Annotated in this window: 20 protein-coding genes and 4 tRNA genes; 19 read left to right on the top strand and 5 right to left on the bottom strand. The window is 59.1% G+C overall.

Annotated elements, in window-relative coordinates; all coding sequences use genetic code 11:
* Positions 1-95 precede the first annotated feature (95 nt).
* From ribF to ispH, 5 genes are all read left to right on the top strand, one after another.
* Positions 96-1034, top strand: coding sequence for a bifunctional riboflavin kinase/FAD synthetase (gene ribF, locus AB4P91_RS09885; protein ID WP_191624077.1), 939 nt, complete (start codon positions 96-98; stop codon positions 1032-1034).
* A 13-nt stretch (positions 1035-1047) separates the two neighbouring features.
* A complete protein-coding gene (ileS, locus tag AB4P91_RS09890) occupies positions 1048-3879 on the top strand; it encodes an isoleucine--tRNA ligase (RefSeq protein ID WP_395604715.1) in 2832 nt (943 codons plus the stop codon).
* Positions 3872-4384 carry a signal peptidase II gene (gene lspA, locus AB4P91_RS09895; RefSeq protein ID WP_150595310.1) on the top strand — a complete coding sequence of 171 codons (513 nt, stop codon included), beginning with the start codon at positions 3872-3874 and terminating at the stop codon, positions 4382-4384. Before ileS ends, lspA begins: the two co-directional genes overlap by 8 nt.
* 7 nt (positions 4385-4391) lie before the next feature.
* Positions 4392-4829: an FKBP-type peptidyl-prolyl cis-trans isomerase gene (fkpB, locus tag AB4P91_RS09900; protein ID WP_191624081.1), complete on the top strand. Its 438-nt coding sequence runs from the start codon at positions 4392-4394 to the stop codon at positions 4827-4829.
* 154 nt (positions 4830-4983) lie between these two features.
* On the top strand, positions 4984-5928 hold the full coding sequence (gene ispH / locus AB4P91_RS09905) for a 4-hydroxy-3-methylbut-2-enyl diphosphate reductase (RefSeq protein ID WP_150595312.1): 945 nt from the start codon (positions 4984-4986) through the stop codon (positions 5926-5928).
* On the opposite strand, the gene AB4P91_RS09910 is transcribed toward ispH, so the two are convergent.
* Positions 5900-6454: a GspH/FimT family pseudopilin gene (locus AB4P91_RS09910; RefSeq protein WP_395604716.1), complete on the bottom strand. Its 555-nt coding sequence runs from the start codon at positions 6452-6454 to the stop codon at positions 5900-5902. The genes ispH and AB4P91_RS09910 overlap by 29 nt on opposite strands.
* A 129-nt stretch (positions 6455-6583) precedes the next feature.
* Here AB4P91_RS09910 and AB4P91_RS09915 point away from each other — a divergent pair, with 129 nt between their 5' ends.
* Genes AB4P91_RS09915 through thiO form a run of 7 tightly spaced genes read left to right on the top strand, consistent with a single transcriptional unit; the run spans position 6584 to position 13355 of the window.
* The gene (locus tag AB4P91_RS09915) at positions 6584-7057 is read left to right on the top strand and encodes a GspH/FimT family pseudopilin (RefSeq protein ID WP_395604717.1); all 474 of its coding nucleotides are present in this window, start codon (positions 6584-6586) and stop codon (positions 7055-7057) included.
* On the top strand, positions 7054-7503 hold the full coding sequence (gene pilV / locus AB4P91_RS09920) for a type IV pilus modification protein PilV (RefSeq protein WP_150595315.1): 450 nt from the start codon (positions 7054-7056) through the stop codon (positions 7501-7503). Before AB4P91_RS09915 ends, pilV begins: the two co-directional genes overlap by 4 nt.
* Positions 7500-8213, top strand: a complete 714-nt coding sequence (locus tag AB4P91_RS09925; protein WP_150597097.1) for a PilW family protein — start codon at positions 7500-7502, stop codon at positions 8211-8213. The genes pilV and AB4P91_RS09925 overlap by 4 nt, the downstream gene beginning before the upstream one ends.
* 11 nt (positions 8214-8224) lie before the next feature.
* Positions 8225-8704 carry a PilX N-terminal domain-containing pilus assembly protein gene (locus AB4P91_RS09930; RefSeq protein ID WP_150595317.1) on the top strand — a complete coding sequence of 160 codons (480 nt, stop codon included), beginning with the start codon at positions 8225-8227 and terminating at the stop codon, positions 8702-8704.
* Positions 8691-11780 (top strand): pilus assembly protein, encoded by a 3090-nt coding sequence (locus AB4P91_RS09935; RefSeq protein ID WP_395604718.1) that lies wholly within the window; start codon positions 8691-8693, stop codon positions 11778-11780. The genes AB4P91_RS09930 and AB4P91_RS09935 overlap by 14 nt, the downstream gene beginning before the upstream one ends.
* A gap of 15 nt (positions 11781-11795) precedes the next feature.
* The gene (locus AB4P91_RS09940; RefSeq protein ID WP_047303296.1) at positions 11796-12197 is read left to right on the top strand and encodes a type IV pilin protein; all 402 of its coding nucleotides are present in this window, start codon (positions 11796-11798) and stop codon (positions 12195-12197) included.
* Between the two features lie 57 nt (positions 12198-12254).
* Positions 12255-13355, top strand: a complete 1101-nt coding sequence (gene thiO, locus AB4P91_RS09945; RefSeq protein ID WP_150595319.1) for a glycine oxidase ThiO — start codon at positions 12255-12257, stop codon at positions 13353-13355.
* Between the two features lie 129 nt (positions 13356-13484).
* Here the strand turns inward: thiO and AB4P91_RS09950 are convergent, their stop codons facing one another.
* The 4 genes from AB4P91_RS09950 to AB4P91_RS09965 all read right to left on the bottom strand — a co-directional run bounded on the left by AB4P91_RS09950 (position 13485) and on the right by AB4P91_RS09965 (position 17783).
* On the bottom strand, positions 13485-14831 hold the full coding sequence (locus tag AB4P91_RS09950) for a sigma-54-dependent transcriptional regulator (RefSeq protein WP_395604719.1): 1347 nt from the start codon (positions 14829-14831) through the stop codon (positions 13485-13487).
* On the bottom strand, positions 14828-16417 hold the full coding sequence (locus tag AB4P91_RS09955) for a sensor histidine kinase (protein ID WP_395604720.1): 1590 nt from the start codon (positions 16415-16417) through the stop codon (positions 14828-14830). Before AB4P91_RS09955 ends, AB4P91_RS09950 begins: the two co-directional genes overlap by 4 nt.
* Positions 16407-16640 carry a PP0621 family protein gene (locus tag AB4P91_RS09960; RefSeq protein WP_042561130.1) on the bottom strand — a complete coding sequence of 78 codons (234 nt, stop codon included), beginning with the start codon at positions 16638-16640 and terminating at the stop codon, positions 16407-16409. The genes AB4P91_RS09955 and AB4P91_RS09960 overlap by 11 nt, the downstream gene beginning before the upstream one ends.
* Positions 16641-16766: 126 nt before the next feature.
* Entirely contained in the window at positions 16767-17783 is a 1017-nt protein-coding gene (locus tag AB4P91_RS09965) for an outer membrane protein assembly factor BamD (RefSeq protein WP_150595323.1), read from the bottom strand.
* Between the two features lie 151 nt (positions 17784-17934).
* Here AB4P91_RS09965 and rluD point away from each other — a divergent pair, with 151 nt between their 5' ends.
* The 7 genes from rluD to AB4P91_RS10000 all read left to right on the top strand — a co-directional run bounded on the left by rluD (position 17935) and on the right by AB4P91_RS10000 (position 23021).
* Complete coding sequence (gene rluD / locus AB4P91_RS09970) at positions 17935-18897, top strand: 23S rRNA pseudouridine(1911/1915/1917) synthase RluD (RefSeq protein ID WP_042561128.1); 963 nt, start codon at positions 17935-17937, stop codon at positions 18895-18897.
* A complete protein-coding gene (gene pgeF / locus AB4P91_RS09975) occupies positions 18894-19616 on the top strand; it encodes a peptidoglycan editing factor PgeF (protein ID WP_395604721.1) in 723 nt (240 codons plus the stop codon). Before rluD ends, pgeF begins: the two co-directional genes overlap by 4 nt.
* Positions 19617-19746: 130 nt before the next feature.
* A complete protein-coding gene (clpB, locus tag AB4P91_RS09980) occupies positions 19747-22311 on the top strand; it encodes an ATP-dependent chaperone ClpB (RefSeq protein WP_150595325.1) in 2565 nt (854 codons plus the stop codon).
* 296 nt (positions 22312-22607) lie between these two features.
* Positions 22608-22683, top strand: a tRNA-Asn gene (locus AB4P91_RS09985).
* Positions 22684-22692: 9 nt separating this feature from the next.
* Positions 22693-22769, top strand: a tRNA-Pro gene (locus tag AB4P91_RS09990).
* 5 nt (positions 22770-22774) lie between these two features.
* A tRNA-Lys gene (locus AB4P91_RS09995) sits at positions 22775-22850 on the top strand.
* A 94-nt stretch (positions 22851-22944) separates the two neighbouring features.
* Positions 22945-23021, top strand: a tRNA-Pro gene (locus tag AB4P91_RS10000).
* The last annotated feature ends 70 nt before the right edge of the window (positions 23022-23091 follow it).

A 23091-nucleotide genomic window follows, 5' to 3' on the forward strand; every position in this document is an offset into this window, starting at 1 on the left:
GTTTTGTCGGCTCGATCACTTTGCGTTACGGTGTTGCCTGTCGTCGACCGTCGGGTGTGGTTATAATCGACCACTTTATGAGCAAGAAGCGCGTTATGCAGCTGGTTCGAGGCCTCCACAACTTGCGCCCCCAGCATCGGGGCTGCGTCGCCACTATTGGCAACTTTGACGGTGTTCACCGTGGTCACCAGGCTATCCTGGCCCGACTGCGTGAGCGTGCGCTCGAGTTGGGCGTACCCAGCTGCGTGGTGATTTTCGAGCCGCAGCCACGGGAGTTTTTCGCCCCCGACACCGCCCCGGCGCGTTTGGCCCGGTTGCGCGACAAGCTGCAGCTGCTGGCCGCCGAAGGTGTCGACCGGGTCTTGTGTCTGGCCTTCAACCAGCGTCTGAGCAAACTCAGCGCCAGTGAGTTCGTCGACACCATTCTGGTGGACGGGCTGGGCGTGCAGCATCTGGAGGTCGGTGACGATTTCCGCTTTGGCTGCGACCGCCTCGGCGATTTCGATTTCCTGCTGCAGGCCGGGCAGGTTCACGGGTTTACCGTCGAAGCCGCGCAAACCGTCGAGCTGGATGGCATTCGCGTCAGCAGCACTCAGGTGCGTAACGCCTTGGCCGCCGCCGATTTTGCCCTGGCCGAACGTTTGCTCGGTCGCCCGTACCGCATCGCCGGTCGGGTGCTGCATGGCCAGAAGCTGGCCCGGCAATTGGGTACGCCCACTGCCAATATTCAACTCAAACGTCGTCGCGTGCCGTTCACCGGGGTGTATCTGGTGGATGTCGACATCGACGGCAAGACCTGGCCCGGCGTCGCCAATATTGGCGTACGGCCCACGGTGCAAGGTGATGGCAAGGCCCACCTTGAAGTCCATCTTTTAGATTTTGCCGGCGATCTGTATGACCGGCGTTTGACGGTGGTTTTCCACCAGAAGCTGCGTGAAGAGCAGCGATTTGCCTCTCTGGAGGCGCTGAAAACGGCGATCAATGCGGATGTCGCCACCGCCCGTGCACTAGCCGCACCTAGCGCCCATCGCTAATGAAGAGCCTTAAATGACCGACTATAAAGCCACGTTAAACCTTCCGGACACCGCCTTCCCAATGAAGGCCGGCCTGCCACAGCGCGAACCGCAGATTCTGCAGCGCTGGGACAGTATTGGCCTGTACGGAAAGTTGCGCGAGATTGGCAAGGATCGTCCGAAGTTCGTCCTGCACGACGGCCCTCCGTACGCCAACGGCACGATCCACATCGGTCACGCTCTGAACAAGATTCTCAAGGACATGATCATCCGCTCGAAAACCCTGTCGGGTTTCGATGCGCCGTACGTGCCTGGCTGGGACTGCCACGGCCTGCCGATCGAGCACAAGGTTGAAGTGACCCACGGCAAGAACCTGGGCGCGGACAAGACCCGCGAACTGTGCCGTGCCTACGCCACCGAGCAGATCGAAGGGCAGAAGTCCGAATTCATCCGCCTCGGCGTGCTGGGCGACTTCGCCAACCCGTACAAGACCATGAATTTCCAGAACGAGGCCGGTGAAATCCGCGCGCTCGCCGAAATCGTCAAGGGCGGTTTCGTGTTCAAGGGCCTCAAGCCTGTGAACTGGTGCTTCGACTGTGGTTCGGCGTTGGCCGAGGCGGAAGTCGAGTACGAAAACAAGAAGTCGTCGACCATCGACGTGGCATTCCCGATCGCTGACGAAGCCCAACTGGCTGCCGCGTTCGGCTTGCCGTCGCTGGCCAAGCCTGCCTCGATCGTGATCTGGACCACCACCCCGTGGACCATCCCTGCCAACCAGGCGCTGAACGTTCACCCGGAATTCAACTACGCGCTGGTTGATGTCGGCGACAAGTTGCTGGTGCTGGCTGAAGAGCTGGTCGAAGCCTGTCTGGCTCGTTACAGCCTGGAAGGCTCGGTGGTTGCGACCACCACCGGTAAAGAACTTGAGCTTATCAACTTCCGTCACCCGCTCTATGATCGTCTGTCGCCGGTGTACCTGGCCGACTACGTCGAACTGGGCGCTGGCACCGGTGTGGTTCACTCCGCCCCGGCTTATGGCGTAGACGACTTCGTGACCTGCAAGAAGTACGGCATGGTCAACGATGACATCCTCAACCCGGTTCAGAGCAACGGCGTTTACGTGCCGACGCTGGAATACTTCGGCGGTCAGTTCATCTGGAAGGCCAACCCGGCCATCGTTGAAAAACTGACCGAAGTCGGTGCGCTGATGCACACCACCGTCATCGAACACAGCTACATGCACTGCTGGCGTCACAAGACCCCGCTGATCTACCGCGCTACTGCGCAGTGGTTCATCGGCATGGACAAAGAGCCGGTCAGCGGCGACACCCTGCGTACTCGCTCGCTCAAAGCCATCGAAGAAACCAGGTTCGTTCCGGCCTGGGGCCAGGCGCGTCTGCATTCGATGATCGCCAACCGTCCCGACTGGTGCATCTCGCGTCAGCGCAACTGGGGCGTGCCGATCCCGTTCTTCCTCAACAAGGAAAGCGGCGAGCTGCACCCACGCACCGTCGAACTGATGGAAGAAGTGGCCAAGCGCGTTGAAGTCGAAGGCATTGAAGCCTGGTTCAAGATGGACGCCGCCGAACTGCTGGGCGATGAAGCGCCGCAGTACGACAAGATCAGCGACACCCTCGACGTCTGGTTCGATTCGGGGACCACGCACTGGCACGTCCTGCGCGGTTCGCACCCGATGGGCCACGAAACCGGCCCGCGTGCCGACCTGTACCTGGAAGGTTCCGACCAACACCGTGGCTGGTTCCACTCCTCCTTGCTGACCGGTTGCGCCATCGACAACCACGCGCCGTACCGCGAACTGCTGACCCACGGTTTCACCGTCGACGAAGCGGGCCGCAAGATGTCCAAATCCCTGGGCAACGTGATCGCGCCGCAGAAAGTCAACGACACCCTGGGCGCCGACATCATGCGTCTGTGGGTGGCTTCGACCGACTACTCCGGCGAAATCGCCGTGTCCGAGCAGATCCTGGCGCGCAGTGCCGATGCCTACCGCCGGATCCGTAACACCGCGCGCTTCCTGCTTTCCAACCTGACCGGTTTCAACCCGGCCACCGACATCCTGCCGGCTGAAGAAATGCTCGCGCTGGATCGTTGGGCGGTGGATCGCACCTTGTTGCTGCAACGCGAGCTGCAAGAGAACTACGGTGAATACCGTTTCTGGAACGTCTACTCCAAGATCCACAACTTCTGCGTGCAGGAGCTGGGTGGTTTCTACCTCGACATCATCAAGGATCGCCAGTACACCACCGGCGCCGACAGCAAGGCACGTCGCTCGTGCCAGACTGCGCTGTTCCACATCTCTGAAGCGCTGGTGCGCTGGATCGCACCGATCCTCGCCTTCACTGCCGACGAACTGTGGCAATACCTGCCGGGCGAGCGTAATGAATCCGTCATGCTCAACACCTGGTACGAAGGTCTGACCGAACTGCCGGAAGGCTTCGAGCTGGGTCGTGAGTACTGGGATCGCATCATGGAAGTGAAAGTCGCGGTCAACAAAGAGATGGAGATCCAGCGTGCAGCGAAAGCTGTCGGTGGCAACCTGCAAGCCGAAGTGACGCTGTTTGCCGAAGAGGCTCTGACGGCCGACCTGGCCAAGCTGAGCAACGAACTGCGCTTTGTATTGATCACTTCGACCGCCAGTGTTGCACCATTCGTGCAGGCTCCGGCCGACGCAGTGGCTACCGAAGTCAGCGGCCTGAAGCTGAAGATCGTCAAATCGGCCTTCCCGAAATGCGCTCGTTGCTGGCATTGCCGCGAAGACGTCGGCGTGAACCCGGAGCATCCGGAAATCTGCGGTCGTTGTGTCGACAACATCAGCGGCGCTGGCGAGGTTCGTCACTATGCCTAATGCCGTTGGCCGTTTCGGACGGTTGGGCTGGCTCTGGTTGAGCTTGCTGGTGCTGGTCATCGACCAGGCCAGCAAGTTCTACTTTGAAAACAAGCTCGAAATGTTCCAACAGATCGTGATCATCCCCGATTACTTCAGTTGGACCCTGGCGTACAACACCGGCGCAGCCTTCAGCTTTTTGGCTGACAGCTCCGGGTGGCAGCGCTGGCTGTTCGCCCTGATCGCAATTGTGGTCAGTGCGGTGCTGGTGGTCTGGCTCAAGCGTCTGGGCCGCAACGAAACCTGGCTGGCCATCGCCTTGGCGCTGGTGCTGGGTGGTGCGTTGGGCAATCTGTATGACCGCGTGGCCCTGGGCCATGTGATCGATTTCATTCTGGTGCACTGGCAGAACCGCTGGTATTTTCCGGCGTTCAACATCGCCGACAGCGCTATCAGCGTTGGCGCGGTAATGCTGGCACTGGACATGTTCAAATCCAAGAAAACCGAAGAGGCCGCTCATGACTGAACAAGTATTGGCTGAGCAACGCATTGGCCAGAACACGGAAGTCACTTTGCACTTTGCATTGCGCCTGGAGAACGGCGACACCGTCGACAGTACGTTCGACAAGGCCCCGGCGACCTTCAAGGTCGGCGACGGCAACCTGCTGCCGGGTTTTGAAGCGGCGCTTTTCGGCTTCAAGGCCGGCGACAAGCGCACCCTGACCGTCGAGCCGGAAAACGCTTTCGGTCAACCGAACCCGCAGAACGTGCAGATCATCCCGCGCTCGCAGTTTGCCGACATGGAACTGTCTCCCGGTTTGCTGGTGATCTTCAACGATGCGGCCAATACTGAGCTGCCGGGCGTAGTGAAAGAGTTCGATGACGCGCAAGTGACCATTGACTTCAACCACCCGCTGGCGGGCAAGACGTTGACCTTTGATGTGGAAATTTTCTCCGTCAAAGCGCTGTAACTGACTGTATAAGGTCAAATGTGGGAGCGAGCTTGCTCGCGAAAGCGGTGTGTCAGCTAACAGATAGGTTGCAGGTGATACCCCCTTCGCGAGCAAGCTCGCTCCCACAGTCGTTATTCACTGTTATTTTCGCGCGCAAGACACGAGGCATAGCATGCAAATCAAACTCGCCAACCCCCGTGGCTTCTGCGCCGGTGTGGACCGGGCGATCGAAATCGTCAACCGCGCCCTGGAAGTCTTCGGGCCACCCATCTACGTGCGTCATGAAGTGGTGCACAACAAGTTCGTCGTCGAAGACCTGCGCAGTCGTGGTGCGATCTTCGTTGAAGAACTGGATCAGGTACCGGACGACGTCATCGTGATCTTCAGTGCTCATGGCGTATCGCAAGCCGTGCGTACCGAAGCCGCTGGTCGTGGCCTGAAAGTGTTCGACGCTACCTGCCCGCTGGTCACCAAAGTGCACATCGAAGTCGCTAAATACAGCCGCGACGGTCGTGAATGCATCCTGATCGGCCACGCCGGTCACCCGGAAGTCGAAGGCACCATGGGTCAGTACGACGCCAGCAATGGCGGCGCGATCTACCTCGTCGAAGACGAAAAAGACGTCGCCGAATTGCAAGTGCACAACCCGGAGAAACTGGCCTTCGTCACCCAGACAACCTTGTCGATGGACGACACCAGTCGTGTCATCGATGCGTTGCGTACGCGTTTCCCGGCCATTGGTGGCCCGCGCAAGGACGACATCTGCTACGCCACGCAAAACCGTCAGGACGCCGTCAAGCAACTGGCCGACGAGTGCGACGTGGTGTTGGTGGTCGGTAGCCCGAACAGCTCCAACTCCAACCGCTTGCGTGAACTGGCTGAACGCATGGCCACGCCGGCCTACCTGATCGACGGCGCCGAAGACCTGCAAAAGAGCTGGTTCGATGGCGTCGAGCGTATCGGCATCACTGCCGGTGCTTCGGCGCCGGAAGTGCTGGTGCGCGGCGTTATTCAGCAATTGCACGCGTGGGGCGCTACTGGTGCCGATGAGCTGGCGGGGCGCGAAGAGAACATTACCTTCTCCATGCCTAAAGAGCTGCGCGTCCGTTCGATCTAATGCTTTTGGCTTTTTGACACAGCGCCTGTTCAGTCTTTTCGCTGCTCAGGCGCACGCGACCGGTCGCCGCCAGCACTATCTGGCGCTGGCTGACCGCCTCGCGAGTCGAGCAGATATGTAACGTCCCGGCCTGAAACTTGCGCCCGGGCATCAGCGGTTGCCCCAGACTGCTGAACCGCACATAGCGATTCACCAGCCAATTACCGACAATCGGTACCTTCGCGTCACTCGCATGCTCCAGCAGCAATGGGTTGCTGCTGTCCGCCGGCCCCTTGCCGCTGATATCCAGAATGATCCGCCAGCCCTGACTCCAATCGCCGTTGATGCCGTGAATCACCGTGGTCTGATTACGCGTGATGGCTGTTGTGCGGGCGTTACGAATACCCTCGATCAATGACTGCGCTGCCTGGTCGCGCTGGTTCGATTCGGTGAGCGTGGCAAATGCCGGACTGACCAGCAGCAGAACAATTGCGCCAATCGCCAGTCCCATAAGCAGTTCGATCAGGCTGAAGCCTTGTTGCGACATGAAAACGCCCTCCCTGGAGTGTGATCAGCGACGCGTTCCCTGCGCCGCTGCGAGTAAATCACCGACATGTATTGATTGAATGTTCTAGCGTGTAGAAGCAGGTATAGCCGACGGCAACGGAGGGCATCGATGGATCATCGTACAAAAGGTTTCACGCTGATCGAGTTGCTGGTCGCCATCGCGATTTTTTTGGTCCTGATCACACTGGCGGTGCCCGCTTTCACCCGATCGATACAAAGCAGCAAGGCCGATACCGAAATGGGCGATCTGCAACGGGCGATCAATTTCGCCAGGCTCGAAGCGATTGACCGCGGCACGACGCTGCGCCTGCGTCCGACCGCCGGGGGCAGCGGCTGGACCGGTGAATTGGCTGTCTACGACAGTACTGGCACAGTGGCCAATGTGTTGCGGGTTGTTCCGGCGATGAGCAGCGGCGCCACTCTGACGCTAACCTCAGGAGTGACCGCGCTGGATTTCAACAACCTCGGCGGTCTGGCCGCACCCTCAACGGCAGTGGTCATCAGTTACACGCTGGGAACGCAGAGCAGGACGCTTAACGTGTGTTTGAACGGACGAATTCAACTGGGTGGAAGTTGCGGATGAGGGCAGGGAGCAAAGGCGTACAGCAGGGTATGACGCTGATCGAAGTGCTGGTCGCGTTGCTGATTCTGACGGTCGGGCTGCTAGGGGCGGCGGCGGTGCAACTGAATGCACTGAAATACACCGACAGTTCACGCATGACCAGCCAGGCCAGTTTCATCGCCTACGACATGATGGACCGCATCCGCGCCAACTCCGGTGCGAATTACACAATTACGCCACCGACCTCGGCCAACCCTGGCAACGCCCGGGATCAGGATCTCTACGATTTCACCACCAGTATCGTCAACTTCGGCGGGCCGACCGCGACGGGCAGCATCACCCTCAACCAGCGGGTTTACACCATCACCATCACCTGGAGTGACGCGCGCGCGGCCAACACGGCCAATGCTCAACGCAGTTTCGTCCTGAGCAGTCGCGCCGCCGTTGATCCGGTGGTCACGCCATGAAGCACCAGAACCGCGGTTTCGGTCTTATCGAATTACTGGTCGCTTTGGCGTTGGGGCTGATCGTGGTGTTGGGCGTGGTGCAGATTTTTATCGCCGCAAAAAACACCTATGTCAGCCAGAACAGCGCTGCTGCCATGCAGGAAGACGCGCGCTTCGTGTTGAGCAAGATGATCCAGGAAATCCGCATGGTCGGGATGTTCGGCTGCCTTGGCACCATCACCGATTCAAGCAATGCCGGCGACTTCAATGCGGCGCAGATCACGCCGATCAATTGGGATAACGCCAATCTCAAACTGACGTTGGTCACGGCGGATATTGGTGGTAGCGGCGGCACACCCACCTGGACGGTGCTGTCCGATTGCCGCAACAGCGCGACGGCCTACACCGGGTTGCGAAGCCCGGCAACCGGGCAGATCGCATTCCCGATACGACGTCTGATCTACAGCTTCAGCAACAACCAGATATTGATGGGTACTGGCAGCGGCAACCCGGCGCAACAGGTGCTGGTGAATAACGTCAGTGCGTTCAACGTGACATTCGGTCTGGCGAGTTCCGCGACGGATGTCGCAGCCTCGACCTACAGCACCAATCCGGGCGATCCGGCACGTATTCGCAGCGTGCGCCTGAGCCTGACCCTTGCCGACCCCAACAACCGGGTGCGCAATCAAACCTTCAACGTGGTTGCCGCTTTGCGCAACCGCTTGCAGTGAGGGGCAGGGCGATGAGGATTTCTCTCCATCAGCGGCAGACGCAAAGCGGCATGGTGCTGTTGGTCAGTCTGGTGTTTCTGTTGCTGATGACGATGATCGGCCTGTCATCGATGCAGAGTGCCAACCTGCAGGAAAAAATGGCTGGCAGCGTAGGCCTGCGCAATCAATCATTTCAGACCGCCGAAGCGGCGTTGCGTGTGGGCGAGAGCGCGGTGCAACTGGACAGTTTTGCGTTGGCAGTGTGCAGCGGCACCACGCAATGTGCGCCGCCAGCCGAGTCATCGGTGGTGAGTACGGCGGGGCTCAATTCGACCTCAGGGGTACTCTGGATCGCCGCAGGCAACGGCTTCTATGGCGTACAGAACATAGGTACGACGCTGACCGCCGTGAATGTGCCGAGCAACACGTCGGCGACGCTCTATCGGGTGACCGCTGTCGGCATCGCCGGTACTTCGCGTAGCGTTGTGGAGAGTATCTATGCGAAGTTTTGAACGCTGCGCATCTCTGCTGACCGGCATGCTGCTGAGTTTCTATCTGGCCGCGCCGGCTTATGCGTTCACGCCGTCTGACTCGCCATTGCTGAGTGCGGCGGCGGTGCCACCGAACGTGATGTTGCTGATTGACGATTCAGGGAGCATGAACAGCATCATCTATGCGGCGGGATTCGATCCGACGCTCAACCGCACGCCCGCCCGGGAGTGCAATGCGTTCCTGGGGTTGTGCTCAGGCCTGAATGCGCCGGCAATTACGGGCGATAACGTGTTCTTGTCGAGTCTGCCGACCTCAGGTTGCCCTGGCGGTGCCTATGCGTTTTACAACAACAGCCTTGCGCCGCTTTGCCTGAAACTGCCGGACCCGGTGGGTGGCGGTAATACCCGCTATTCAGGGGATTACATTTCGTACGTGGTCAGTCTTGCTATCAACAATGGCACCCGCGACTTCACCACCGGAGCGATCCCCAACGATTACCGAATCAACGTCGCACGCAATGTATCCACGGCATTGGTCAGCAGCAACCGGACTTTGCGCATGGGGCTGTCGACGTTCAACCCGGCGACCAGCACCAACTCTGGCAATGGTGGTTACATTGCGCGTTCCATTGCTGATCTGTCACCGGTCGCCGGCAGCGTGACCCAGGCCCAGGCTGACTCCAATTACAACGTGCTGATCTCCTCGATCAACAACTTGAGCGCCGTGGCCAACACGCCCTTGGCGGAAACCTATTACGAGATCACTCGCTACATGCGCGGCATGGCGCCGTACTACAACACCACGCCGAGCACCTACACGAGCCCGATCCAGTACCGCTGCCAGAAAAATTACGGTGTGGTAATTACTGACGGCTTGCCGACGTTCGACCGGACCTTCCCGACCAATGACCCGCTGGGCACAAACCGGTTGCCAAACTGGGACGGCGTCAACAATGACGGTAACAACCTTAACGGCGACGGTGAGGGCGACACGTTGTATCTGGATGACATCGCCAAATTTGCTTACGACATCGACATGCGCTCCACCGGCACCGACGCAGCAGGCAAGAGCTGGAACGCAGTGGATTTCCCCAAGCAGAACATGAACACCTACACCGTAGGCTTCGCCGCTGACAACGACATGCTCTCGGACGCGGCGAGTTACGGGCAGGGCCGGTACTATCAGGCAACCGACAGCACTGGCCTCAATGCGGCGTTGTCGTCGGCGCTGAGCGACATCACCTCCAAGGCCGGTTCGGGCGGTGCTGGTGCCGTTAGCGGAGCCACGCTCAGCAGTAGCAGCAGTTTCTATCAGACCACCTATGACCCGAAGGACTGGCGCGGCACGATCAAGGCATTCGGCTTTACATCGGCCGGAACCGTTAATACCTCGACGGCACTCTGGAACACCGACACCACAATTGTTCCCGGGGCCACGGCGCCGACTTACCAATCCTGGAACACCTCCAGTAACGCCGCCGTCACGCTGGCTTACGGTAGTTTTTCCGCCGCGCAGCAGACGACACTCAGTCAGGGCCTGCCCACCGGTATCACCGGCATTGATCTGGTGGAGTGGAGCAAGGGCACCAACAAAAGCGGACTCAGGGCTCGCAGTGTATTGCTCGGCGACATCATCAATTCGCCACTGGTGCTGGCCGCGCCCACAGACAAAACCGCCTCCGACCTGTCGAACGACACCACTTACAGCACTTACCTGACGACCAAAGCGGCGAACATGAGCGCCAGCCTGGTGGTGAATGCCAACGATGGTTTCGTCAACGTCATCAACTCGGCCAACGGCACCCGGCGTTACGCCTACATGCCATCCAGTGTGTTGCCGTCGTTGCGCTTGATCGCCGACCCGAACTACATCAATGGCGTCAGCCACAAGTTTCTGGTCGACGGCCAGGTCGGCGTGTATGACGCGCAACTCAACAACGCCTGGAAAACCCTGGCCATTGGCGGCACCGGTGCGGGTGGCAAAACCTTCTACGCGCTGCAACTGTTCGATGCCTCCGCAGGCAACGTGATGCGTGCGTTGTGGGAAGTCAGCGCACCGGCCATCGCCAACACCGGCAATGCTTTTAATGATCTGGGTTATGCCTATGCGCGACCGGAAGTGGCACGCTTGGCCGATGGTCGCTGGGCGGCGTTTATCTCCAATGGTTATGGCAGCCATTCGGGGCTGGCAGCGTTGTATGTGCTGGATGTACGCGACGGTTCGCTGATCAAAAAGATCGTTGTCGACAGTACGGACACCAGCAACGGTTTGTCCTCGGTGAAGCTCAAGGTCAACTCGCAAAATGTGGTGCAGGCAGCCTATGGCGGTGACTTGAAAGGGCGGTTGTGGAAGTTCGACCTCAGCGCCACTGCGCCTGACAGCTGGGGCGTGGCGTTTTCCGGCAAGCCGCTGTTCACCACGGCGGGCGGGGCGACGCAGCCGATCACGGCGCAACCTTTGCTGGCGGACAATGCAGCGGGCGGCAAACAGATCTTCGTCGGTACCGGTAAATTCAATGAAACCGCCGACAAGACCAACAAGGATTTGCAGGCGTTCTATTCAGTGTGGGATGCCGATGGCGGGTCCGGGCAGCTCACTGTCAGCAACTTGCAGCCGCAGGCGATGACCGGATCGTTCTCTGGCAGTTCCGGGCAATTCCTGACCACCACGCAGAACGACACGACGTATCCGGGGGAGAAGGGCTGGTACTTGCCGCTGGTGTATAACAACGTGCTGACCGGCGAGCGAGTCATCAATCAAGCGAGTATCGTGCTGGGCCGTATCGTCTTCACCACGGCCAGCGTCGACACCACCGATCCCTGTGCGAGTTTCGGTACCGGCAAGCTGGTCGAACTCGATGCGTTCAGCGGTAAGATGCTCAACTATGCCGTGCTCGACACCAATTCCGACAACCTGGTGGACAGCAATGACACGATCTCCAGTGGCGTGATATTCACTGGCGGCATTCCGACGCTGAACTTCATCTCCAGTGACGGCAAACGCAAAGGCACGACCGACACTAGCGGCACCATCTCCATCATTGTGGAAAAGGGCGGCGGCGGCAGTCGTCGTATCATGTGGCGACAAATACAGTAAGTGAGAGTTTGAGGCATGCGCAGATCCAACCGAGGTTTCACCCTGATCGAAATCATGATCGTGATTGCGATCATCGGGATTGTGCTCACCATCAGCATTCCAAGCTACAACGAATACGTGAAGAAAGGCCGCCGCGCCGAAGTGGTGTCGCTGCTCTCGGAACAGGCACAGAGCCTCGAACGTTTCTACACCAAGAACAATGTCTACACCGGTATCACCGGTTTGAGCGCGGGCAATGATTTCTACACCCTTACGCCGACGATCACTGATCAGACCTTCCTGCTGACGGCCGCCCGTAAAACGGGCACGGCCATGGCCACCGACAAGTGCGGGGATTTCACCCTGACCAACACCGGTGTCAGAAGCATGAACAACGCGACCACCGGGCTGACCACCAAGGATTGCTGGGGCCGCTGAGGCGCTTATCTTCGGGCGCCTTTTGCGCCCACTGTCTTTTTTACGGTTGGATCAAACATGACCAGGCAACAGCAAGTGGTGATTGTCGGTGGCGGGGTGATTGGCCTGCTGACGGCCTACAATCTCGCCTCCGAAGTGCGCAGCGTGGTGCTGCTGGACCGCTCGAATGTCGGCCAGGAATCATCCTGGGCGGGCGGCGGTATTGTTTCTCCGCTGTATCCGTGGCGCTATAGCCCGGCGGTCACCGCCCTGGCGCATTGGTCGCAAGATTTTTATCCACAGCTCGGCGAGCGTTTGTTTGCCGACACCGGCGTTGACCCTGAAGTCCACACCACGGGTTTGTACTGGCTGGATCTGGATGACGAAGCCGACGCGCTGGCGTGGGCTGAGCGGGAAAACCGTCCGTTGCGGGCTGTGGACATCTCGGTAGCGCATGATGCGGTGCCGGTGCTCGGTGGTGGGTTCTCGCGGGCTATCTACATGGCCGATGTGGCCAACGTCAGAAATCCACGCCTGGTGAAATCCCTGAAAGCAGCCTTGCTGGCGTTGCCGAACGTAACGATGCACGAGCAGTGCGAAGTCAGCGGTTTTGTTCGTGAGGGCGAGCGGGTTGTTGGCGTGCAGACTTCCACTGGCGTGATCACTGGCGATCAGGTCGTGCTGACGGCTGGCGCGTGGAGCGGTGATCTGCTCAAGACGCTGGATCTGACGTTGCCCGTCGAGCCAGTCAAAGGCCAGATGATTCTCTACAAGTGTGCGGCTGACTTTCTGCCGAGCATGGTGCTGGCCAAGGGGCGTTATGCGATTCCGCGTCGCGACGGGCACATACTGATTGGCAGCACGCTGGAACATGAAGGCTTCGACAAAGCCCCGACCGATGTGGCGCTGCAAAGCCTCAAGGCTTCGGCGGTTGAGCTGTTGCCGGCACTGGCGGATGCCGAAGTGGTGGGGCATTGGGCAGGGTTGCGTCCGGGTTCGCCTGAAGGGATTCCCTATATTGGCCGAGTGCCAGGGTTTGAAGGTTTGTGGCTCAATTGCGGGCATTACCGCAACGGATTGGTGTTGGCGCCGGCATCGTGTCAGTTGTTTGCCGATGTGATGCTGGGGCGAGCGCCGATTATTGATCCGGCGGCGTATGCGCCTGAAGGCCGTATTTAGCCGTGGATTTTCCAGGCGTCTGTTAGATCGCCATCGCGGGCGAGCCCGCTCCCACAGCGTTCGGTGTGTTCGTCGAATCCCTGTACACCAACAAAACCTGTGGGAGCGGGCTTGCCCGCGATAGGGCCCTCAATCCAGACCGAGCTTTTTCAGTCGGTAACGCATCGACCGGAATGAAAGACTCAACCGCTGCGCCGCCGCCGTCCGATTCCAGCGGGTCTCCTCCAGCGCCTGCAAAATCAGTTTACGTTCGACGTTCTCCAGATAATCCTCCAGATTGTCGATCTGCGTCAGATCGGCAATCGCGCCATCCGCCGCACAGTTGCCCTCGCTCAAGCGCAAATCTTCAGCCTCGATCGTACGGTTCTCACACAAGGTATGCGCCCGTTCGAGCACGTTCTCCAGTTCCCGCACATTCCCCGGAAACCGATAGTTTTTCAGAGCCTCCAAAGCGTGCAGATGCAGGCGTGCCGCGGGTTGGCCGGTGTCTTTGGCCAGACGCTGAAGCATGTGCGCCGCCAACACCTCAATGTCATCCCGTCGCTCGCGCAAGGGCGGCACACGCAATTCGATCACGTTTAGCCGGTAATAAAGATCCTGACGAAAGCGTTCGGCGGCGACTTCTGCGTCGAGGTCCTTGTGCGTCGCGCAGAGAATGCGCACATCGACCACGGTTTCCTGCTGACCGCCGACGCTGCGTACGGCTTTTTCCTGAATCGCCCGCAGCAGCTTTACCTGCATCGACAGTGGCAAGTCCGCCACTTCATCGAGAAACAATGTCCCGCCCTGTGCAGCCTGGAACAGGCCCGGTTTGTCCTCGACCGCGCCGGTAAAACTGCCTTTGCGATGACCGAAAAACTCGCTTTCCATCAGTTCCGAGGGGATTGCCCCGCAGTTCACCGGCACGAACGGTTTGCCGGCGCGAGGCCCTTGTTCGTGGATCAGTCGTGCGACCAGCTCTTTGCCGCTGCCGGATTCACCGCTGATGTACACCGGTGCCTGGCTGCGTGCGAGTTTGTCGACTTGTTTGCGCAGGTTGCGCATCGGCGGCGAATCACCCAGCAAGCGTCGATCAATTGAGGTGCTTGCGTCGCCAGCGGCGGGCATGCGCAGTGCAGTGGCGACCAATTCCCGCAGTCGGGTGAGATCTACCGGTTTGGTCAGAAAGTCGAAAGCGCCCGCCTTCAACGCATTGATTGCCGTTTCCAGGCTGCCGTACGCGGTGATCATCGCCACCGGCAGTTGTGGATAACGTCGCTGAATATGCTGCACCAGTTCCAGCCCCGTGCCATCGGGCAGGCGCATGTCGGTCAGGCACAGGTCGAAGGTCTCGCGCTGCAACAGCGCCTGGGCCTCACCCAGATTGCGTGCGCTGTAGCTGTTGAGTTTCATCCGTCCCAGGGTGATTTCCAGGAGTTCGCGGATATCGGGTTCGTCGTCGACGATGAGGATTTTTTGCCGTGGGCTCGTGTTCAACTTTGTTTCCGTCCGTGAGCAAAGGTGATGCGAAAGCAGCCGCCGCCTTGGCGTGGATTGAAGTCTAGGCGCGCTTGGTTGCTTTCGCACAGCTCACGGGACAGATAAAGCCCCAGGCCGGTGCCTTGGCTGCTGGTGGTGAAGAACGGTTCGAACAGATGCGCTTGCTGATCAAGCGGTACGCCGGGGCCATTGTCTTGAACCTCGAGCACCGCCAGCTGGCTTTCGGGGTCGATGAACAGGGCCAGCCAGACCTCGGCCTGATCATGCAGCATGGCGCTGTGACGCCAGCCGTTGCGTAAAAGATTGTCGAGAATTTGTGTGAGCTGGTTGGGATCCATCAGGGTGGCGAAGTCGCCCGAGTTGATCCGCAGATGAATCTTCTGCCGCTCGGTAGCTTGCATGCGGCTCTCAGTGACGAAGTTTTCCAGCCACGGCTTGAGGTCCAGCCGTTGTGGAGCGCTCTGTTGACGGCGGGACAGTTGCAGGACGTTTTCGATAATTCGGTTCATGCGCTGGGAGTGGTCTTGAATAATCTGCGTCAGACGCCGATCCGCGCTATCGAGTTCCTCGGATTCCCCCAACAACTGCGCGGCATGACTGATGGCGCCCAGCGGATTGCGAATCTCGTGGGAAATGCCGGCCGTCAAACGTCCGAGCGAGGCAAGTTTCAGTTGCTGGGCTTGTTGAGCGATCTGCGCGAGGTCTTCGAGAAACACCAGGGTTTGTTGATTGGGGCTTTGTTCGAGGGCGATGAAGCTAGGCTGCAGTTCCAGACCGTTGCCGGGGATTTTCAGACTTTGTGGGCGCAGTGTCGGGTTGTTCAGCCACAATTGCAGGCGTTCGACCAGCGCGGTCGAATAATCGTCGATCAAATGGCCCTGAAGGTGCGATTGCGCGAGCAGGGTCTGCGCGCTGTGATTGGCCAGTTGTATCCGGCGTTGTTCGTCGAGCACCAGGATCCCGGTGCGCATGCGTTGCAGGATCAGCGCATTGAGAGCCTCCAGGCCGACCACTTTGCTGGCGGTTTGCTCGGCCAGGGTTTCGCTGACCTCCAGCCGCCGGACCAGCCCCTGCACCAGCAATGAAGCGGCAAAACACAACGCGCCAAGGGTGCCGGCCTGCAGGTATTCGTTGGCGCTCAGGGGGTGGCTGAAACTCAGCAGAAAGCTTAATCCGACAATGCCGATGGCGCCGATGGCGGCGATCAGCAGACCGATGCGGCGGCGCAGCAAGGTATTGCTGATCGCCACAGAAACGATCAGCAAGTTGCCGAGCGCACTGGCCACGCCGCCAGCCGCGTAGAACAACCCGCACAGCATCAGAACGTCGACCAGCGCCAGGCTGAACAATTGCGCGGGGCGTCGGGTGTTCTCCAGGAACACCACCAGCAAAATGTTCAGCACCAGGTACAGCCAGCTGCCGTTGCGCAGCAGATCGTCGTTGGCCGACGTCAGCAGGCGGTTGTCCATGTTGCTGGAGATCAGCAGCACCAAGGTGATGCCGATACTTAAACGGTAAAGATGATAAAGGCGCAGCAGACGCTGAGCCTGTTTGCTGTCGGCGTGGGAGGCCTCAGCGATCACTGGAACCTGGGCCTTGCTCGAGGTGAGCCTGGCTGCAATACCACTGTTGTTGAAGGCTCAGCGCGCGGTCGCGGGGCAGATGCACGCCGCAATGGGCGCAGCGCACCATCGGTGCAGCATCCTGCTCGCGAGGAGACTGGGCGGACGAAGCAGGGGCCTTGAATTTGCGCCACAACCAAATCGCAGCAAATATCAGGGCAATCCAAAACAATAAACGAAGCATGATGAGCGGCTTTTCGACGGATGATTCGGCAGTTTAGCCAAGCTCCTGACAAGCGCACAGCGCTATTAAGGGCGGTAATGAAAAAGGGAGATCCGAAGATCTCCCTTTTCTGTGCCGCCGGTGTGATCAGTCGAACACGCCGAAAGTCATGTAGCTGAACCACGAGCGGTCGGTGTCGGCAGATTCCGGCTCCGGCTCTTCGATCACGTCGCCGTTCTCGTCTTTAGGCTTGAGCTCGTTCGGGATCGAATCTTTCGCGTCCTGGAACTGCTTCTGCACGTCCTGGTTGGCGCGGGTCTCTCCCGGCGGCAGTGGCGGACGCGACTCGATCAGACCGAGGGTCGCCTTGCTCAGGAACGAACGGTTGTCGGCTTCTGCAACCCGTGGCACGAACTGGCCGTCTTGCAGGGCCGGGTGATCCGGGTAGTTGAGCTTCAGGGTTTCCAGGCTGGTGTTGGCCAGTTCGTCCAGGTGCAGACGCTGGTAAGCCTCGGTCATCACCGCCAGGCCGTCGCCGACCGATGGGGTTTCCTGGAAGTTTTCCACTACATAACGGCCACGGTTGGCGGCGGCGACGTAAGCCTGACGGGTCAGGTAATAGTCGGCTACGTGGATTTCGTAGGCGGCCAGCAGGTTGCGCAGGTAAATCATGCGCTGCTTGGCGTCCGGCGCGTAGCGGCTGTTCGGGTAGCGGCTGGTCAGCTGTGCGAACTCGTTGTAGGAGTCGCGGGCAGCGCCCGGGTCACGCTTGGTCATGTCCAGCGGCAGGAAGCGCGCCAGCAGGCCGACGTCCTGGTCAAAGGAAGTCAGACCCTTGAGGTAATACGCGTAATCCACGTTCGGATGCTGCGGATGCAAACGAATGAAACGCTCGGCGGCAGACTTTGCAGCTTCCGGCTCGGCGTTCTTGTAGTTAGCGTAGATCAGTTCGAGTTGTGCCTGATCAGCGTAGCGACCGAACGGATAACGCGACTCCAGTGCCTTCAGCTTGGCTGTGGCGCTGGTGTAGCTGTTGTTGTCCAGGTCAGTCTGAGCCTGCTGATACAGCTCGGCTTCACTCAGGTTTTCGTCTACGACTTCCTTCGATGAGCAAGCAGCGGTCAATGCGAGGATGGCGATCAGCAGCAGGTGTTTCACTTGCATGGCGGCTTGCGTCCCTATGACGGCCGCTGTCTTGGGCGGGGCCGTCCTGTTATGATGAGCGCCCCGTTGAAAAGCCTCGGGGCAAAAGACGCCGTATTTAACCACAAGCGCGCAGCCGAAACCAAAAGCTGTGCCGACGCACAGTCAGAGCATGTCCGATAAAATTGAACTTCGCGCAGAGGTGCCGTCCGAATTGGGCGGCCAACGCCTCGATCAAGTCGCTGCCCAACTCTTCGCTGAGCACTCACGCTCGCGCCTTTCCGCCTGGATCAAAGAAGGTCGCCTGACTGTGGACGGGGCGGTCATCCGCCCGCGCGACATCGTTCATGGCGGTGCCATCCTTGAACTGACTGCCGAGCAGGAAGCTCAGGGTGAGTGGATCGCCCAGGACATCGAGCTCGATATCGTCTACGAAGATGACGACATCCTGGTGATCAACAAGCCTGCGGGCCTGGTGGTGCACCCGGCTGCCGGTCACGCTGATGGCACCTTGCTCAACGCCTTGCTGCACCATGTGCCGGACATCATCAATGTCCCGCGCGCCGGTATCGTGCATCGTCTGGACAAGGACACCACCGGTCTCATGGTGGTGGCCAAGACCATTCAGGCGCAGACAAAGCTTGTTACGCAATTGCAGAGTCGCAGCGTCAGCCGGATCTACGAGTGCATCGTGATTGGTGTGGTCACCGCCGGGGGCAAGATCAACGCCCCGATCGGTCGTCACGGCCAGCAGCGCCAGCGCATGGCGGTGATGGAGGGCGGCAAGCCTGCCGTCAGCCACTATCGCGTGCTGGAGCGTTTCCGTTCCCACACTCACGTGCGGGTCAAACTGGAAACCGGTCGTACTCACCAGATTCGCGTGCACATGGCGCACATCAACTTCCCGTTGGTCGGCGATCCGGCGTACGGCGGTCGCTTCCGCATTCCGCCAGCCGCCAACGTGAACATGGTCGAAACCCTCAAGCAGTTCCCGCGTCAGGCACTGCACGCGCGTTTCCTTGAGCTGGATCATCCGACGACCGGTCAGCGCATGAGCTGGGAATCGCCGTTGCCGGAAGATTTCGTCTGGCTGCTGACCCTGCTCAAACAGGATCGCGAGGCGTTCATCGGATGAACTGGCTGACGCCGGACTGGCCTGCGCCGGCCAGCGTCAGGGCCTGTGTCACCACCCGCGAGGGAGGTGTCAGCGAGGCGCCGTTCGACAGCCTCAATCTGGGCGATCATGTTGATGACCGTCCCGAGGCTGTAGCCGAGAATCGTCGGCGTCTGACCGATCACTTTTCTATAAAGCCTGCATGGTTGCAGCAAGTCCACGGAATTGCCGTGGCACAGGCTGACCCACGCCTTGTGGCGACGGCCGATGCCAGCTGGACTGCAACGCCCGGTATCGCCTGCGCGGCGATGACAGCGGACTGTTTGCCGGCTCTGTTCTGCAATCGTGCGGGCACTCGTGTTGCAGCAGCCCATGCCGGTTGGCGAGGTCTGGCGGCGGGCGTACTCGAAGCCACGCTCGACACGCTCGATGTCCCGGCCGAAGACGTGCTGGTCTGGCTCGGTCCAGCCATTGGCCCGAAAGCCTTTGAAGTCGGCCCGGAAGTGCGGGAAGTCTTCATCAATCAATTGCCTGAAGCAGCAGAAGCGTTCGTACCGAGCGACAATGCAGGCAAGTTCATGGCTGACATCTACATGCTGGCGCGCCTGCGTCTGGCTGAACGGGGTGTTACGGCTGTTTATGGTGGCGGTTTCTGCACCGTGACCGATCCGCGCTTCTTTTCTTACCGCCGTGCGTCGCGCACCGGTCGTTTCGCCTCCCTTGTTTGGCTCACCCGCTAAACTCTCTGATCTGCATCAACTCTCCGACGCTTGAATCTCCCAGAATCGACCGCATCTACAGTGGTATCTGGCAGGTTTCTTTATTCAGGATGGTTTTCAGGTCCGGCCTGCTCAAAAGGAAGGTGACCCCATGCGTATAGACCGTTTAACCAGCAAATTACAGTTGGCCTTGTCCGACGCCCAGTCGTTGGCTGTCGGCCACGATCATCCGGCCATCGAGCCGGCGCACTTGATGCAGGCCATGCTTGAACAGCAGGGTGGTTCGATCAAACCTCTGCTGATGCAAGTAGGCTTTGACGTCAACAGTCTGCGAAAAGAGCTGACCAAAGAGCTCGATCAGTTACCAAAAATCCAGAACCCGACTGGCGACGTGAATATGTCGCAGGATCTGGCGCGCCTGCTCAATCAGGCTGATCGTCTGGCCCAGCAGAAGGGCGATCAGTTCATTTCCAGCGAACTGGTGTTGCTCGCTGCGATGGACGAAAACAGCAAGCTCGGCAAGCTGTTGCTCGGCCAGGGCGTGAGCAAGAAAGCTCTGGAAAACGCGATCAACAACCTGCGCGGTGGCGAAGCCGTTAACGACGCCAACCACGAAGAGTCGCGTCAGGCGCTGGATAAATACACCGTCGACCTGACCAAGCGGGCCGAAGATGGCAAGCTTGATCCGGTGATCGGCCGTGACGACGAAATCCGTCGCACCATCCAGGTTCTGCAGCGTCGCACCAAGAACAATCCGGTATTGATCGGTGAGCCTGGCGTGGGTAAAACCGCGATTGCCGAAGGTCTGGCCCAGCGCATCATCAACGGCGAAGTGCCGGATGGCCTCAAGGGCAAGCGTCTGCTCTCGCTGGATATGGGCGCGCTGATTGCCGGTGCCAAGTATCGCGGTGAGTTCGAAGAACGCCTGAAATCGCTGCTCAATGAGCTGTCGAAGCAGGAAGGGCAGATCATTCTGTTCATTGACGAACTGCACACCATGGTCGGCGCGGGTAAGGGCGAAGGCTCCATGGATGCGGGCAACATGCTCAAGCCTGCGCTGGCTCGCGGCGAGTTGCATTGCGTTGGCGCGACCACGCTCAACGAGTACCGCCAATATATAGAGAAGGATGCGGCCCTCGAACGGCGCTTCCAGAAAGTTTTGGTGGAAGAGCCGAGCGAAGAAGACACCATCGCGATCCTGCGTGGCCTCAAAGAGCGTTACGAGGTTCACCATAAAGTCGCGATCACCGACGGCGCGATCATTGCAGCGGCCAAGCTCAGCCACCGTTACATCACTGATCGGCAGTTGCCGGACAAGGCCATCGACCTGATTGACGAGGCCGCCAGCCGCATCCGCATGGAGATCGATTCCAAGCCGGAAGTGCTGGATCGTCTGGAGCGCCGTTTGATTCAGCTGAAAGTTGAATCTCAGGCCCTGAAGAAAGAAAGCGATGAAGCGGCGATGAAACGCCTGGAAAAACTTCAGGAAGAAATCGTCCGTCTTGAGCGCGAATATTCGGACCTGGAAGAAATCTGGAACTCGGAAAAAGCCGAGGTACAGGGTTCTGCACAGATTCAGCAGAAGATCGAACAGTCCCGTCAGGAACTGGAAGCCGCGCGCCGCAAAGGCGATCTGAACCGCATGGCGGAGTTGCAGTACGGGGTCATCCCGGACCTGGAACGCAGCCTGCAGATGGTCGACCAGCACGGCAAGAGCGAAAACCAGTTGCTGCGCAGCAAGGTGACTGAGGAAGAAATCGCGGAAGTCGTGTCGAAGTGGACCGGCATCCCGGTGTCGAAAATGCTCGAAGGCGAGCGCGACAAGCTGATGAAGATGGAAAGCCTGTTGCACCAGCGCGTGATCGGTCAGGAAGAAGCAGTCGTGGCGGTTTCCAATGCGGTGCGTCGTTCGCGCGCCGGGTTGTCCGACCCGAATCGTCCGAGCGGCTCGTTCATGTTCCTCGGCCCGACCGGTGTTGGTAAAACCGAGCTGTGCAAGGCTCTCGCCGAGTTCCTCTTTGATACTGAAGAGGCGATGGTGCGGATCGACATGTCCGAGTTCATGGAGAAACATTCCGTGGCACGGCTGATCGGTGCGCCACCGGGATACGTCGGTTACGAAGAGGGCGGTTACCTGACCGAAGCGGTACGGCGCAAGCCTTACTCGGTGATCCTCTTGGACGAAGTCGAGAAGGCGCATCCGGATGTGTTCAACATTCTGCTGCAAGTGCTTGAGGATGGCCGTCTGACCGACAGTCATGGCCGTACGGTCGATTTCCGCAATACCGTGATTGTCATGACCTCTAACCTCGGCTCGTCGCAGATCCAGGAACTGGTCGGTGATCATGAGGCACAACGTGCGGCCGTCATGGACGCGCTGACTTCCCACTTCCGTCCGGAGTTCATCAACCGGGTCGACGAGGTGGTGATCTTCGAGCCTTTGGCGCGGGATCAGATCGCGGGTATTACCGAGATCCAGTTGGGCCGCCTGCGCAGCCGTCTGGCCGAGCGCGAGCTGAAGCTGGAACTGAGTCCGGAGGCGATGGACAAGCTGATTGCCGTCGGCTACGACCCGGTCTATGGCGCACGTCCTCTGAAGCGGGCGATCCAGCGCTGGATCGAAAACCCGTTGGCGCAACTGATCCTGTCCGGGCATTTCTTGCCTGGCGCGACAGCAACAGGTGCCGTGGAGAACGACGAAATCGTTTTCCACTGATCCGCAGCGTCAATGAAATAAGGAAGGCCTCGCATTGCGAGGCCTTTTTTTCGCCAGGCTGTTGAACTAAAAGGAAAAGGCTTGTAAAGTGCGCCCCGCAGTCAGTCACCCACAAGGGTTTCAGCTCACTGAGCGGAAATCTGAAATAAGTTGCAAATCATTAACTTGAAAGCGATTTAGGGGGTTGACAGAGGTGTTCTAGGTTGTAGAATAGCGCGCCTCAGACACACGAACGCAGCGATGCGAACGGAGTCTGAAAGCTTCAAGTTTCACCGTTGTAAATTGAAATATGTAGTTCCGTGATAGCTCAGTCGGTAGAGCAAATGACTGTTAATCATTGGGTCCCAGGTTCGAGTCCTGGTCACGGAGCCAATTTCAAACCGGGGTATAGCGCAGTCCGGTAGCGCGCCTGCTTTGGGAGCAGGATGTCAGGAGTTCGAATCCCCTTACCCCGACCATTTTTGGGTCGTTAGCTCAGTTGGTAGAGCAGTTGGCTTTTAACCAATTGGTCGTAGGTTCGAATCCCACACGACCCACCATTTTTGAAACCAGTTAACGCTGGGATCGAATCTTAAGATCAGAGGCCAAAAGCGCTGATCGAAGAAGGCGATCGAAAGGTCGCCTTTTTTTTACCGGGGTATAGCGCAGTCCGGTAGCGCGCCTGCTTTGGGAGCAGGATGTCAGGAGTTCGAATCCCCTTACCCCGACCATATTAAAAATCCTCGTATCGAAAGATACGGGGATTTTTTTTGTCCGGCATTTATAAGCCCAACAGCAGCA

Origin of the sequence: Pseudomonas sp. B21128, from assembly GCF_044218865.1 — a bacterium.
Classification (GTDB): Bacteria; Pseudomonadota; Gammaproteobacteria; order Pseudomonadales; family Pseudomonadaceae; genus Aquipseudomonas; species Aquipseudomonas iridis.